We start from the raw sequence: 14,452 nt of genomic DNA, 5'->3' as shown, positions 1-14,452 counted from the left end.
ATGGGTGCACTGGAAGGACGCGTCGCGGTGATCACCGGCGCGGGCCGCGGCATCGGCCGTGAACACGCACGGCTGTTCGCATCGGAAGGCGCCAGCGTCGTCGTCAACGATCTGGGCGGCAGCAATGCCGGTGAGGGCGCAGACGCCGGGCCGGCCCACGAGGTGGTGGCCGAGATCGAGGCCGCCGGCGGCAACGCAGTGGCCAACACCGCGAACGTGGCGACCTGGGATGGCGCGAAATCCCTGGTTCAACAGGCGATCGACGAGTTCGGTCGACTCGACGTCGTCGTCAACAACGCCGGAATCCTGCGGGACGGGTTCATCCCGACGATGGCCGAGTCCGATTGGGACGCGGTGATCGCGGTGCATCTCAAGGGGCATTTCTCGGTGCTGCGACATGCGGCCGAGTATTGGAAGGCACAGTCGAAGGCGGGCGATCAGCCGATCGCCTCGGTGATCAACACGGCATCGGGTTCTGGCACGACGATCCCCAATGCCGGCCAGGTGAACTACGGATCGGCCAAGGCGGCGATCGCCGCGATGACCCTGGTAGCCGCCGATGAGTTGGAACGCTACGGCGTCCGGGTGAATGCGATCGCGCCGATCGCTCGGACCCGGCTCACCCTGGCCACCCCCGGGATGGGTGCGCTGATGGCCGAACCCGAGGATGAGGGAGAGGCAGACCTGTTCAGCCCGGCCAACATCTCACCGCTCGTCGCCTACCTCGCGACGGAGAAGTGCCCGGTCACCGGTCGGGTGTATGCCGTTCAGGGCGGGGCAATCTCGCAGTTGGCGGGTTGGCACGACGTCGAGACCATCGAGACCGACGGAGTGTGGCAGATCGACGATATCGCCGGGCGGTTGCCGTCATGATCGAGTGGTCCGACACCGACATCATCATGCGCGACACGGTGCGCGAGTTCATCGACAAGGAGATCCGGCCGCACCTCGACGGGCTGGAGAGCGGTGAGCTGTCGCCATACCCGTTTGCCCGCAAACTGTTCAGCGAGTTCGGTCTCGACGTCATGGCAGCCGAAGCCGTCAAGACCATGCTCGACAAGGAGCGCGAGCGCGGATCCGGCGAGAACCGGCAGAAATCCGGCGGCATCGGTGGTCTCGGCGAGCAGGTGTCAATGGCCGCGGTCATGGTCTCCGAGCTGGCCGGGGTGAGTATCGGGCTGCTCAGCACCGTCGGTGTCAGCCTGGGGCTAGGGGCGGCGACCATCATGAGCCGCGGCACGCTGGCGCAGAAGGAGCGGTGGCTGCCCGAGCTGATGACACTCGACAAGGTCGCCGCCTGGGCGATCACGGAGCCGGATGCGGGGTCGGATGCGTTCGGCGGGATGAAGACGTATGTCAGACGTGCCCCAGATGGCACAGGCGACTATCTGCTCACCGGGCAGAAGACCTTTATCACCAACGGTCCCTTCGCCGATGTGCTGATCGTCTACGCCAAGCTGGACGAGGGTGATCCATCGGTTGACCGGCGGGACCGCCCCGTGCTCACCTTCGTCCTGGAATCCGGGATGCCGGGCCTGACCCAGGGCAAACCGTTCAAGAAGATGGGCATGATGTCCTCACCCACGGGTGAGTTGTTCTTCGACAACGTGCGGATCAGCCCCGATCGGTTGTTGGGGGAGACCGAATCCCACTCCGGCGGCGATGGACGTGACAGTGCGCGGGCCAACTTCGCGGCTGAGCGGGTTGGTGTGGCGCTGATGTCGCTCGGCATCATCAACGAGTGTCACCGGTTGTCTCTCGACTATGCCAAGACGCGCATGTTGTGGGGCAAGTCCATCTCGTCATTCCAGCTGATCCAGCTGAAGCTGGCCAAGATGGAGATCGCCCGGATCAACGTGCAGAACATGGTGTTCCAAACTCTGGAACGGCTGAAAGACGGCTCGCTCCCAACACTTTCCGAGGCGTCGGCGATCAAGCTGTATTCCTCTGAGGCCGCGACCGAGGTGGCAATGGAAGCCGTCCAGCTGTTCGGCGGCAACGGCTACATGGCCGAATACCGCGTCGAGCAGCTTGCGCGGGACGCCAAGTCGCTGATGATCTACGCGGGCAGTAACGAGGTGCAGGTGACGCATATCGCGAAGGGGCTGCTCGCGGGATGATCGCCGAAAGCCGGGCCACGATCGACGGGGTCGGCACCAGGGTGTTGTCGGTGCCGGGCGACGGAACCCCGGTGGTTCTGCTACACGGCTATGCCGACAGCGCCGACACCTGGCGCGCGGTGCTCACGCGACTGGAAGCATTGGGACGCCAGGCGTTTGCGGTCGATCTGCCCGGCTTCGGTCGGGCAGATCTCCGCCGCCCCGGTCCACTGCTTCCGCAGTTCGATGCGTTCGCCGACGCACTCCTTGCCGATCGCGGACCTGCGATTCTGGTCGGCAATTCGCTCGGCGCGGCGACTGCGGTCCGCGCGGCGACCCGCAATCCCGACCTGGTGGCCGCATTGGTTGCCCTGGATGATCCACTCAACGCACGCCACTGGATTGCCAAACTGGCCCGAAATCGGGTTGTCCCAGACGGATTCTGGTCATGCGTCGCCCGCATCCCGGTTCCGGCGCGCACGCTGCGCCGGCTCACGATGAAAACTGTGCCGAGGGTGCTCTACGGCCCTGGGATAGCCGCGGATCCCGAGGTCGTGGCATATTGGTCCGGCCTGGTGTCGGGGGCGTCCGATGTGGCGACGTTGGGTCGGGACGCCTTCCGGTATGCCCATGAAGCCCTGGGTACCCACCGTGACGTCCGCGTCGGTTGTCCAACCGTGGTCGTACATGGCGCACGCGATCGAATAATCCCGGTTCATGCCAGTCAGGCACTGCACCAACAGATTCCAGGAAGTGAGCTCGTCGTGCTGTCCAGATCCGGTCATTGCCCCCAACTCGACGATCCCGATTCGGTGGTTCGGCTCATCACAGGTATCGGAGCGCCCGGATGATGGGTCCACTGTGTCAGCTACGCGATGTCATTGCGGCGGCTCTGGTTCTGCGACGGCGCGGTCTGGTCGATCTGGGCAATCCCGTCGAAGCCGTCCGCGCTTCTCACGCCATCCGCAAGTACGGGTCATTCGGCGGTCTGATCACCCACACCGCCTCGCGCTACGGTGACGCGACCGCGCTTGTGGACGAAGCCGGAACGCTGAGCTTCCGCGATCTCGAACGAACGTCGAATGCATTGGCTCGTGGGCTTTCCCGCAAAGGCATCGGTGCCGGTAAGGTAGTCGGAGTCCTCGAGCGCAATCATCGCGGGCTGATGCTTGCGTTGGCAGCGGCGGGCAAGGCCGGCGCCAGGGTGGTCCTGCTCAACACCGGATTCGCCGCGCCGCAGCTGGCCGATGTCTGTGCCCGGGAGCATGTTTCCGCGGTCGTGGCCGATCAGGAGTTCTCCGCACTGCTCGACGTGTTGCCGGACGACATCGAGCGCATCGTCGGATGGGCCGATGGCGCGACGACGCTTACGACTCTGGACACCATCGCAGGGGACGAGTGGACTGATCCGTTGCCCGCCCCGGCCAGCACCGGCGGGATGGTGTTGCTGACCAGCGGCACCACCGGAACGCCCAAAGGGGCGCCGCGAAACAAGGTGAGCCCGCTGCAATCCGCTCAACTGCTCGACCGGATCCCGTGGCCTGCGGGCGGCGCCTACTGCGTGACGGCGCCGATGTTCCATGCCACCGGCCTGGCCACGTGTTCGCTCGGGCTTGTCCTGGGCAACCGTGTCGTGCTGATGCGCCGGTTCGACCCAGAGGAAACGCTTGCGTCGATCGAAAGTCACCGGGTGAGCGCGCTCATCGTCGTGCCGACGATGCTGCAACGCATCCTCGACCTCGGACCCGACGTGCTGGCCCGCTACGACACCTCTTCCCTGAAAGTGATTTTCGCGGCCGGATCGGCGCTGTCCCCAGACCTGTGCCGGCGCACCGCGGAGGTTTTCGGCGACGTGCTCTACAACCTCTACGGGTCCACCGAGGTCGCCGTGGCCGCTGTCGCCACCCCGAGGGAGTTGCGCGTCGCACCCGGCACCGTGGGACGCCCGCCGGTCGGATGCACCCTGGCCGCCTACGACGACCGACGCCGCCGGATCACCGAACCCGGGCGGACCGGAACGCTTTTCGTTTCGAGTGGGCTCAGCTTCTCGGGATACACCGACGGTGGCCACAAGGAGATCGTCGACGGTCTGTTGTCATCGGGGGACACCGGCCATTTCACGGCTGACGGGCTGTGGTTCGTCGACGGTCGTGACGACGACATGATCGTCTCCGGAGGAGAGAACGTCTTCCCGCTCGAGGTTGAGAACCTGCTCGCCGATCACCCCGCGGTGGTCGAGTCGTGTGTCCTGGGCGTGGACGACGATGACTTCGGAAAACGGTTGCGCGCATTCGTGGTTCGCAATCCGGATGTTGATCTGGATGCCGATGGCGTCAGGACGTATGTACGTGCGGGGCTGGCCCGGCACAAAGTGCCCCGGGACGTGATCTTCGTCGATGCCCTGCCGCGCAACGAGACGGGGAAAGTCCTCAAAGGCGTATTGCGGGAGGAGTTTCGATGAAGACGACCGCATACCAAGGTGGCCGTGTGGTAGCGATCACCGGGGGAGCCAGGGGAATCGGCAGGGCGTCTGCAGCCGAGTTCCTACGGGCGGGTGCGCGGGTCGCACTCGGCGACGTCGATGCAGACCTGGTCGCGACGACCGCGGTCGAACTCGCCGAGGCGACCGGGGGTGTGGTCTGCGGGCTGCCGCTCGACGTCACCGACCGGACATCGTTCGCGTCGTTCCTCGATGCCGCCGAAGATCGGTTCGGTCCATTGGACGTGTTGGTCAACAACGCCGGCATCATGCCCACGGGCAAGTTCGCCGACGAGACCGACGACATGACCGACCGCATGGTCGCGATCAACCTCTGCGGTGTCCTTCACGGATCGAAGATCGCCGCGAAGCGGATGGCCGGACGAGGCGGTCACATCGTCAACGTCGCGTCATTGGCCGGTGTGAGCGCGTTTCCGGGCCTGGCCACCTACTGCGCGACCAAGCACGCCGTCGTCGGGTTCTCCGAGACACTTCACCTCGAGCTTGCGGCGGACGGCATCGGAGTCACCGCGGTGCTGCCGGGTGTCGTGCACACCGAACTCTCTGCCGGACACAGCACTCCGAAATGGATTCGGCCGATCTCGGAGGTGGAGCCCGACGATGTCGCGGCCGCGATCGTGGCCGCGGTGGGGAGTCACCGGACCAGGGTTGCGGTACCGCGAACTCTCGGAGTGGTGATGAAGATCGCGTCCGGTCTACCCGACAGAGTGCGGCACAGACTCTCCCACGCCGCGCATTTCGACACCGCGTTCACCCACGTCGACCCCGGCGCACGAGAGGCCTATCACCGGCGGCTCCGGTCCTGAGCTCTCAAAGCTGGCCGTGGCGAGGCGGTTTCGTGCCTGAGAGGGTGTAGTTGCCGATGTGACGGACCTTCCACCGGGTGGCGTCGTGCAACGTGTGGGTGCGGGCGTCACGCCAGTACCGCGACAGGTTGCCGGACGCCGAGGCGCTGCGGGTCCCGCCGAACTCGAACAGTGCGCTGCCGGCCTGCACCGCGGCCCGCGCGGCGGACACCTTGGCGATCGCCACCGCGATCGAGGCGGCCGCGGCGCTGTCCTCGGTGAGATCGGCTCGGGCCGCATCGACCTGGCGGGCCGCCTCGACGAGAAGCGCTTCCGCACCGCGCACCGTCACCGTCAGCTCACCGGCCACCTGCACCAGGGTCGGGTCTTCGACGGCGCTGGACACCGCGGCCTCGAAATGTGGCCGGGCCTTGGCGGCCTGACGCACCGCCTCCTCCAGCGCGCCCGTGGCGATACCCACGTCGAGAGCCGCGTGCAGCACCTGGGCTCGGGCCCCGTACACCGTGGGGCGCGTGAAGATCGGGCTGAACTCGACCACATGTGCCGCCGGCACCTCGACGGCGTCGAGGGTGACGGTGCCCGAGGCGGTGGTCCGCTGGCCCATGCCGTCCCAGTCGTCGACGACCTCCACCCCGCGGGCATCGCGCGGAACGAACGCGATCGCCTTGGGTGTGGTCGCCGTCGGCACCTGTCCCGAACCATCGGCCAGCGAGGCCCGCACGATCAGCCAGTCGGCGAACAACGCGCCGGTGGAGTAGAACTTGCGGCCGCTCAGGACATACCCGGTGTCGGCCAGCGTGAGCGTCGTGGTGTCCACGTCGATGGGGTGCGGACCCCGTTCGGATTGGGCATTGGCGAACAACGCCCCGTCCAGCACCAGCCCGTAGAAGTACGCCTGCTGTGCCGGCGTGCCCTGCAGTCGCAGCGCCTCCAGGAACGTGAAATGTGAGTGCGGGATCTGACCGATGGACGGATCACCGTGTGCCAGCAGGCGGAACACCTCGGCGAGTACGGCGACGGGTACGTCGGGCCCGCCGTGCTCGGCGGGCACGGTCAGTGCCAGCAGGCCGGATTCCTTGAGCGTTTGCACCTGCTCGTGCGGCAGGATCCGGTGCGCGTCGCGGGCACCGGCCCCCTCGGCGAACGATCTGGACAGCTGCGTCGCGGCGGCCAGTGCGGCTTCCGTCGACGAGATGCGGGTGGCACCGGCCAGATCGGTCATCGCGGTGCGCCGACGAACGGGATCGAGGTCGGGGCGGCGGCCTGGTCGCCTCCGCCGAACAGACCGCGCTCGCGCAGGATCGGCACCACCCCCTCGCCGAACCAGAACAGCTCCTCCAGATGCGGATAGCCGGAGAAGATGAACTCGTCGATGCCGATCTCGGCGTACTCGGCGATCCGGTCGGCCACCTCGGTATGGCTGCCCACCAGAGCGGTTCCGGCACCGCCGCGCACCAATCCGACGCCCGACCACAGGTTCGGGGCGATCTCCAGGCTGCGGGCGTCACTCCAGGTGCCGTTGGTGCGGTTGGCCTCGTGCAGGGCCAGCATGCGCTTCTGGCCCTCGGACTGGCTGCGGGCCAGCCCGGCCTGTGCCGCTGCGACGGTCTCCTCGTCCAGGGCGGCGACCAGCCGGTCGGCCTGGGCCCACGCCTCCTCGGAGGTGTCCCGGGAAATGGTGTGCAGGCGGATGCCGAAACGCAGCTTGCGGCCCTGCTCCTCGCCGAGTGCCCGGATCCATTCGATTTTCTTCCGTACGGCGGCCGGCGGCTCGCCCCAGGTCAGATAGACGTCGGAGTGCCGGGCCGCCACCGGGCCGGCTGCCTGCGAGCTGCCGCCGAAGTACAGCGGTGGAACCGGGGTGGGTGGCAGGGCCAGCGAGGCTTCCTCGACGTCGATGTACTCGCCCTTGTGGGTCACCGTCTCGCCGGCCCACAACCGCCGCACGACGTCGAGGAACTCGTCGCAGCGCGCATACCGTGCGTCCTTGTCCAGGTGGTCGCCGAACGCCCGCTGTTCGTGCGCTTCGCCTCCGACGACGACGTTCAGCAGGATCCGTCCCGGTGCGTGCCGGGCGAACGTGGCGGCCATCTGTGCCGACAGGGTCGGGCTGACCAGGCCCGGGCGGAACGCCACCAGGAATGCCAGCGAGGTGGTCTCGCGGGCCAGCAGCGCCGCGGTGATGAACGCGTCCTCGCACCAGGCACCGGTCGGGATGAGTGCGCCGGTGAAACCGAACCGCTCCGCCGAGCGGACGATCGAGGCCAGGTAGTCGATCGAGGCTTCACGGTCGCCACCGGCGGCGCCCGCGGGCGTGCCGTGGCCGCCGCCGACGATCAGTCGGCTGTCGCCGTAGGTGGGAAGGAACCAGTGCAGAGAGACAGTCACGAACAGGTCATCTTGGTGCCGGATCGGCCAGAGCGCACGGGTAAAAATCGCCGTGATCGGCTTCGGCGTGTCGTCAGCTCGCGACGACCCAGATCGCCTCGGCCGCCGGATTGCCCAGCTCGACCTGGACGCTGGCGTCGTCTCCGCCGGTGGCCGCGTCGCCGGGCGTACCCGGGCTTTGTACGGCCACCGAGATCACGCCGGCGAAATCACGTCGCGCCAGTACCCGCACCCGGGAATCGAGGCTGATGCCGACGCTGTCGAAGTAGCGCAGCATCTCCGGATCGGCGTCGGAGATGCGGGCCACCGTGCCCGCGTCGCCGTCCTGGCACGCCGAGAGCTGGCGGGCGGGCGGGGTCGGCACCTGGCCGTCGGCCGCCGGGATCGGGTCGCCGTGCGGATCGCGGGTGGGGTGGCCCAGCTTGGCGTCGATGCGGTCGAGCATCCGATCGGACACCGCGTGCTCGAGGATTTCGGCCTCGTCGTGCACCTCGTCCCAGCCGTAGCCCAACTCCTGCACCAGGAAGGTCTCCATCAGCCGGTGCCGACGCACCATCGCCAGCGCCGCGCGCCGGCCCGCATCGGTCAGGGTCACCGCGCCGTACTTCTCGTGGTGGACCAGGCCCTGGTCGGCGAGTTTGCGGATCGATTCCGAGGCCGTGGATGCGGACACGCCGATCCGCTCGGCCAGCAGTTTCGTGCTGACCTTTTCGCGAGACCACTCCTGGGCTGTCCAGATGACTTTCAAATAGTCCTGGGCAACCGTGGAGAGGTCTTGATGGTTACCGTCGGGACTCACAGTAGGAAAGTTTAGGCAATCATCACCTGATCGGGGGATCTAGAGGCGACCGTGCCGCCTTCGGGTCGTAGGCTGATTGCGTGCAGCGCTGGCGTGGGCAGGACGAGATCCCCACGGACTGGGGCAGGTGTGTAGTCACCATCGGGGTGTTCGACGGGGTTCACCGTGGACACGCGGAGTTGATCAGCCATGCGGTGAAAGCGGGCCGATCACGCGGAGTACCGGTGGTTCTCATGACCTTCGACCCACATCCGATGGAGGTGGTGTTTCCGGGGAGTCATCCGGCGCAGTTGACGACGCTGACCCGGCGGGCCGAGCTGGTCGAGGAACTCGGCGTCGACGTATTTCTGGTCATGCCGTTCACCTCGGATTTCATGAAGCTCACCCCTGAGCGCTACATCCACGAACTGCTCGTCGAAGACCTGCATGTGGTGGAGGTCGTCGTGGGGGAGAACTTCACCTTCGGCAAGAAGGCGGCGGGCAACGTCGCGATGCTGCGCGCGGCCGGGGAACGCTTCGGGTTCGCGGTCGAGAGCATGTCGCTGGTGACCGAAACGCTCGATGCCGAGCATCGCGATGAGCGGGTCACCTTCTCGTCGACCTACATCCGGTCCTGCGTGGACGCCGGCGACGTGGTGGCCGCCACCGAAGCCCTGGGCCGTCCCCATCGCGTCGAGGGCGTCGTGGTGCGCGGCGACGGGCGCGGCCGGGTACTGGGCTTCCCGACGGCCAACGTGGCGCCGCCGATGTTCTCGGCGATTCCGGCCGACGGCGTGTATGCCGCCTGGTTCACGGTGCTGGGGCACGGCCCCGTGATGGGCACCGTCATCCCCGGCGAGCGGTACGAGGCCGCCGTCTCGGTCGGCACCAACCCGACGTTCTCGGGGCGGACTCGCACGGTCGAGGCGTTCGTGCTGGACACCAACGCCGACCTGTACGGGCAGCACGTCGCGGTCGATTTCGTGGCCCGGATCCGGGGTCAGGAGAAGTTCGAATCGGTGAAGGATCTGGTCGTGGCCATGGAGGCCGACACCGACCGGGCCCGCGCGATTCTGGCTGCGCAATAGCACGCGATTCTGGCTGCGCAGCAGAAACTGCTAGACTTTCGGCCGATCCGGTGCATGCTGCAGTCCGCGGTGGCTGTGCCGAGAATATGTTCGCGGGACTGAAATGATGGAGTTACTTTCGTGGCGCTTACTGCCGAGCAGAAAAAAGAAATCCTGACCAGCTACGGCCTGCACGAGACCGACACCGGTTCGCCGGAGGCCCAGGTCGCCCTGCTGACCAAGCGGATCTCGGACCTGACCGAGCACCTCAAGCAGCACAAGCACGACCACCACTCGCGTCGCGGCCTGCTGCTGCTCGTCGGCCGTCGTCGCCGGCTGCTGAAGTACGTCGCCCAGGTTGACGTGGCGCGCTACCGCTCGCTGATCGAGCGCCTCGGGCTGCGTCGCTGACGCGGCGTCGATGCCACCACTTTCCGCGGCTGCCCCTATCGGGGCAGCCGCGATACTTTTCATCGCCGGTTTGACGGCATGCTCGTCCGCGGCGGCCGCGGACATGAAGGCAGGGGACTGCCTCAAGATGAGCGGCACGTACGAACGCCCGGACGCCAGTCGGGCCGAGTGCGGCAGCGACGCATCGAACTACAAGGTGATCTCCACGGTCACCGACAGCGATCAGTGCCCCGGCGACGTCGACACCTACTACTCGGTGCGCAGCGCATTCGACGACGAGACACAGACGCTGTGTCTGGACATCGACTGGATCACCGGCACCTGCATGAGCATCGATCCGGAGAACGACAAGGACCCGTACCGGGTGGATTGCGCGGATTCGTCTGCGCCGCACCGGCAACGGGCCACCGAGGTCCTCCGCGGGGTGTCGAACGTCGATCAGTGCGCCAGCGGAGTGGGCTACGCCTACTCGGAACGCCAGTTCACCGTATGTGTGGAGGACGTCTCCTAAGCAGGTCTGCGATGGCGGTCATGCTGTTGCTGCCGTGTAACATGAGGTCGTTCAGCGGCAGAAATCTGCGCTGAACACAGGTGCGGCACCCGCGAACCGTGGGCGTTGTTCCTGCGAGTCATATCGGGCCCGCCTGGTCGGGCGGTCTTCGGTAGTGGCTGCCGGAACCCCGTTGCCGGGGTCCATCCGGCCGCTTCGATCGACGGCCGTAGCCGTAACCAGGGCCCGTGGCGTATCGCCACCGTGACGCCGCGAAAACAGTTGAATGAATTCGAAAGAGGCCAACGGACTCTATGTCTGTAGTTGAACTTGAAGACGGTGTGTTCGAATCCACCGCAACCCTCGACAACGGGAGCTTCGGCACCCGCACCATCCGTTTCGAGACCGGGCGGCTCGCCCAGCAGGCCGCCGGCTCCGTCGTCGCCTACCTCGACGACGAGACCATGCTGCTGAGCGCCACCACCGCCAGCAAGACGCCGAAGGATCACTTCGACTTCTTCCCCTTGACCATCGACGTCGAGGAGCGGATGTACGCCGCGGGCCGGATCCCCGGCTCGTTCTTCCGGCGTGAGGGCCGTCCCTCCACCGATGCGATCTTGACCTGTCGCCTGATCGACCGGCCGCTGCGCCCGTCGTTCGTCAGTGGTCTGCGCAACGAGATCCAGGTCGTGGTCACCGTGCTGAGCCTGGATCCCAAGGATCTGTACGACGTGCTGGCCATCAACGCCGCCTCGGCGTCGACCCAGATCTCCGGCCTGCCGTTCTCGGGTCCGGTCGGCGGCGTGCGCGTCGCCCTGATCGATGGCCAGTGGGTCGCCTTCCCGACCGTCGAGCAGCTGGAGAAGGCTGTCTTCGACATGGTCGTCGCGGGCCGCAAGGTGGGCGACGACGTCGCGATCATGATGGTCGAGGCCGAAGCCACCGAGAACGTGATCGAGCTGGTCGCCGGCGGCGCGCAGGCTCCCACCGAGGCCGTCGTCGCCGAGGGCCTGGAGGCTGCCAAGCCGTTCATCGCGACGCTGTGCGACGCCCAGGCCGCGCTGGCCGAGAAGGCCGCCAAGGAGATCGCCGAATACCCGCTGTTCCCGGACTACGCCGAGGACGTCTACGACGCCGTGGCCGCGGTTGCCACCGACGCGCTGTCGGAGGCACTGACCATCGCGGGCAAGCACGAGCGCGACGACCGCACCAACGAGATCAAGGTCGAGGTGCTCGAGCGTCTGGGCGAGACCTACGCCGGCCGCGAGAAGGAGATCGGCGCGGCCTACCGCTCGCTGACCAAAAAGCTTGTGCGCCAGCGCATCCTGACTGACCACTTCCGTATCGACGGCCGTGGTGTGACCGACATCCGTGCGCTGTCGGCCGAGGTGGCCATCATCCCGCGGGCGCACGGCAGCGCGTTGTTCGAGCGCGGCGAGACCCAGATCATGGGTGTCACCACGCTGGACATGGTCAAGATGGCCCAGCAGATCGACTCGCTCGGGCCCGAGACCAGCAAGCGCTACATGCACCACTACAACTTCCCGCCGTTCTCGACCGGTGAGACCGGTCGCGTGGGTTCGCCCAAGCGCCGCGAGATCGGCCACGGTGCGCTGGCCGAGCGGGCCCTGGTTCCCGTGCTGCCCAGCGTCGAGGAGTTCCCGTACGCCATCCGTCAGGTCTCGGAGGCCCTTGGCTCCAACGGCTCCACCTCGATGGGCTCGGTGTGTGCCTCGACTCTGTCGTTGCTGAACGCCGGTGTGCCGCTCAAGGCGCCGGTGGCCGGCATCGCCATGGGCCTCGTCTCCGACCAGGTTGACGGTGAGACCCGCTACGTGACGCTGACCGACATCCTCGGCGCCGAGGATGCCTTCGGCGACATGGACTTCAAGTGCGCAGGCACCAAGGACTTCGTCACTGCCCTGCAGCTCGACACCAAGCTGGACGGCATCCCGTCCAAGGTGCTGGCCGGTGCGCTGGCGCAGGCCAAGGACGCGCGTCTGACCATCCTCGACGTGATGGCCGAGGCGATCGACGCGCCCGACGAGATGAGCCCGTACGCACCGCGGATCACCACGATCAAGGTGCCGGTCGACAAGATCGGCGAGGTCATCGGGCCCAAGGGCAAGATGATCAACTCGATCACCGAGGAGACCGGCGCGTCGATCTCCATCGAGGACGACGGCACCGTGTTCGTCGGCGCCAGCAATGGCGAGGCGGCCCAGGCCGCGATCGACAAGATCAACGCCATCGCCAACCCGCAGCTGCCCAAGATCGGTGAGCGGTTCCTCGGAACCGTGGTCAAGACCACCGACTTCGGCGCGTTCGTGTCGCTGCTGCCGGGTCGTGACGGCCTGGTCCACATCTCCAAGCTGGGGCGTGGCAAGCGCATCGCCAAGGTCGAGGATGTGGTGAAGGTCGGCGACAAGCTGCGCGTCGAGATCGCCGATATCGACAACCGCGGCAAGATCTCGCTGGTGCTCGTCGATGAGGAGTCAGCAGAGCAGGCCGACGGTGGCGACAAGGCTGCCGACGGCGCCCCGGCCACGGCCGACGCCGCAGCCGCTGCCGAGTCCTGATCACCTCAGCTCGACACAAGGCGTCTGCACTGAACACCACACATGTCCGCCGGACCGATCTTCCCGGCGGACTCCGGGTGGTCACTGAGTACATCCCGTCGGTGCGTTCCGCATCCGTCGGGGTCTGGGTGGGTGTCGGCTCCCGCGACGAAGGACGAAGCGTCGCGGGTGCCGCCCACTTCCTGGAACACCTGCTGTTCAAGGCCACCCCGACGCGTAGCGCAGTCGAGATAGCTCAGGCTGTCGATGCCGTCGGCGGTGAGCTGAACGCGTTCACCACCCGCGAGCACACCTGCTACTACGCACACGTGCTCGACTCCGACCTGGAACTCGCGGTCGACCTGGTGGCCGACGTCGTGCTGCGGGGTCGTTGTGCCACCGAGGATGTCGAGGTGGAACGCGACGTCGTTCTCGAAGAGATCGCCATGCGCGATGACGACCCCGAGGACAGCCTCGGCGACGTCTTCCTCTCGGCGATGTTCGGCGATCACCCGGTGGGACGTCCGGTGATCGGCAGCGTCGAGTCGATCGAGACGATGACGCGCGCGCAGCTGCACTCGTTCCACGTCCGTCGTTACACGCCCGAGCGGATGATCGTGGCGGTGGCGGGCAACATCGACCACGACGTCGTGTTGTCCTTGGTGCGACAGCATTTCGGTCCGCGGCTGGAAGCCGGGCGCACCGCAGTGGCTCCGCGCAAGGGCGCGGGACGGGTCGGCGGCAAACCGTCGTTGCTCGTGGTCGATCGCGACGGGGAGCAGAGCCACGTGTCGCTCGGCGTTCGCACGCCGGGCCGGCACTGGGAACACCGGTGGGCGCTGTCGGTGCTCAACACCGCGCTCGGCGGTGGCCTGAGTTCGCGTCTTTTCCAACAGATCCGGGAGTCCCGCGGCCTGGCCTACTCGGTGTACTCGACGGTCGACACCTTCGCCGACAGCGGGGCGCTCTCGGTGTATGCGGGATGTCAGCCGGAACGGTTCGAAGAAGTGGTCCGGGTTACCACCGATGTTCTGGAAGGCGTTGCCAGAGACGGGATCACCGCCGACGAATGCCGCATCGCCAAGGGCTCGTTGCGTGGTGGGCTGGTGCTCGGGCTGGAGGATTCCGGTTCGCGCATGCACCGGATCGGGCGTAGCGAGCTCAATTACGGTGAACACCGGACCATCGATCACACGTTGTCCCAGATCGAGGCGGTTACTCTCGAAGAGGTCAACGCGGTGGCTCACCAGTTGCTGTCTCGTGACTACGGTGCCGCGGTTCTCGGTCCATATCGTTCGAAAAAGACTCTGCCGCAACGGCTTCAAACTATCGCCGGCTGACCCGCTACGCTGAGT

The 14,452-nt window shown here is 66.7% G+C and carries 13 protein-coding genes; 10 read left to right on the top strand and 3 right to left on the bottom strand.

The window, feature by feature from the left end; genetic code table 11:
* Genes ACNQVK_RS23910 through ACNQVK_RS23890 form a run of 5 tightly spaced genes read left to right on the top strand, consistent with a single transcriptional unit; the run spans nucleotide 1 to nucleotide 5,405 of the window.
* Nucleotides 1-873, top strand: a complete 873-nt coding sequence (locus tag ACNQVK_RS23910; protein ID WP_418031500.1) for an SDR family oxidoreductase — start codon at nucleotides 1-3, stop codon at nucleotides 871-873.
* On the top strand, nucleotides 870-2,120 hold the full coding sequence (locus ACNQVK_RS23905; RefSeq protein ID WP_418031499.1) for an acyl-CoA dehydrogenase family protein: 1,251 nt from the start codon (nucleotides 870-872) through the stop codon (nucleotides 2,118-2,120). The genes ACNQVK_RS23910 and ACNQVK_RS23905 overlap by 4 nt, the downstream gene beginning before the upstream one ends.
* Nucleotides 2,117-2,950: an alpha/beta fold hydrolase gene (locus ACNQVK_RS23900; protein ID WP_418031498.1), complete on the top strand. Its 834-nt coding sequence runs from the start codon at nucleotides 2,117-2,119 to the stop codon at nucleotides 2,948-2,950. The genes ACNQVK_RS23905 and ACNQVK_RS23900 overlap by 4 nt, the downstream gene beginning before the upstream one ends.
* Nucleotides 2,947-4,560 carry an acyl-CoA synthetase gene (locus ACNQVK_RS23895; RefSeq protein WP_418031497.1) on the top strand — a complete coding sequence of 538 codons (1,614 nt, stop codon included), beginning with the start codon at nucleotides 2,947-2,949 and terminating at the stop codon, nucleotides 4,558-4,560. The genes ACNQVK_RS23900 and ACNQVK_RS23895 overlap by 4 nt, the downstream gene beginning before the upstream one ends.
* Nucleotides 4,557-5,405: an SDR family oxidoreductase gene (locus ACNQVK_RS23890; protein WP_418031496.1), complete on the top strand. Its 849-nt coding sequence runs from the start codon at nucleotides 4,557-4,559 to the stop codon at nucleotides 5,403-5,405. The genes ACNQVK_RS23895 and ACNQVK_RS23890 overlap by 4 nt, the downstream gene beginning before the upstream one ends.
* A 4-nt stretch (nucleotides 5,406-5,409) precedes the next feature.
* On the opposite strand, the gene ACNQVK_RS23885 is transcribed toward ACNQVK_RS23890, so the two are convergent.
* From ACNQVK_RS23885 to mntR, 3 genes are all read right to left on the bottom strand, one after another.
* Nucleotides 5,410-6,627 (bottom strand): SfnB family sulfur acquisition oxidoreductase, encoded by a 1,218-nt coding sequence (locus ACNQVK_RS23885; RefSeq protein ID WP_418031495.1) that lies wholly within the window; start codon nucleotides 6,625-6,627, stop codon nucleotides 5,410-5,412.
* Entirely contained in the window at nucleotides 6,624-7,793 is a 1,170-nt protein-coding gene (locus ACNQVK_RS23880; protein WP_418031494.1) for an LLM class flavin-dependent oxidoreductase, read from the bottom strand. The genes ACNQVK_RS23885 and ACNQVK_RS23880 overlap by 4 nt, the downstream gene beginning before the upstream one ends.
* A 73-nt stretch (nucleotides 7,794-7,866) precedes the next feature.
* Nucleotides 7,867-8,592 carry a manganese-binding transcriptional regulator MntR gene (mntR, locus tag ACNQVK_RS23875; RefSeq protein WP_418031493.1) on the bottom strand — a complete coding sequence of 242 codons (726 nt, stop codon included), beginning with the start codon at nucleotides 8,590-8,592 and terminating at the stop codon, nucleotides 7,867-7,869.
* Between the two features lie 80 nt (nucleotides 8,593-8,672).
* Between mntR and ACNQVK_RS23870 the strand changes: the two genes are divergently transcribed.
* The 5 genes from ACNQVK_RS23870 (at nucleotide 8,673) to ACNQVK_RS23850 (ending at nucleotide 14,437) form a co-directional block, all read left to right on the top strand.
* Nucleotides 8,673-9,659, top strand: coding sequence for a bifunctional riboflavin kinase/FAD synthetase (locus tag ACNQVK_RS23870; protein WP_044517712.1), 987 nt, complete (start codon nucleotides 8,673-8,675; stop codon nucleotides 9,657-9,659).
* Between the two features lie 120 nt (nucleotides 9,660-9,779).
* The gene (gene rpsO, locus ACNQVK_RS23865; protein ID WP_055113116.1) at nucleotides 9,780-10,049 is read left to right on the top strand and encodes a 30S ribosomal protein S15; all 270 of its coding nucleotides are present in this window, start codon (nucleotides 9,780-9,782) and stop codon (nucleotides 10,047-10,049) included.
* 10 nt (nucleotides 10,050-10,059) lie between these two features.
* Nucleotides 10,060-10,560 (top strand): LppU family putative lipoprotein, encoded by a 501-nt coding sequence (lppU, locus tag ACNQVK_RS23860; protein WP_407939257.1) that lies wholly within the window; start codon nucleotides 10,060-10,062, stop codon nucleotides 10,558-10,560.
* Nucleotides 10,561-10,853: 293 nt separating this feature from the next.
* A complete protein-coding gene (locus ACNQVK_RS23855; protein ID WP_273732228.1) occupies nucleotides 10,854-13,118 on the top strand; it encodes a polyribonucleotide nucleotidyltransferase in 2,265 nt (754 codons plus the stop codon).
* 29 nt (nucleotides 13,119-13,147) lie between these two features.
* Nucleotides 13,148-14,437, top strand: coding sequence for a M16 family metallopeptidase (locus ACNQVK_RS23850; RefSeq protein ID WP_418034288.1), 1,290 nt, complete (start codon nucleotides 13,148-13,150; stop codon nucleotides 14,435-14,437).
* The last annotated feature ends 15 nt before the right edge of the window (nucleotides 14,438-14,452 follow it).

The organism is Mycobacterium sp. 134 (genome assembly GCF_048282715.1).
GTDB classification, from domain to species: Bacteria; Actinomycetota; Actinomycetes; order Mycobacteriales; family Mycobacteriaceae; genus Mycobacterium; species Mycobacterium septicum.
This window is presented reverse-complemented; position numbering and strand designations above follow the sequence as displayed.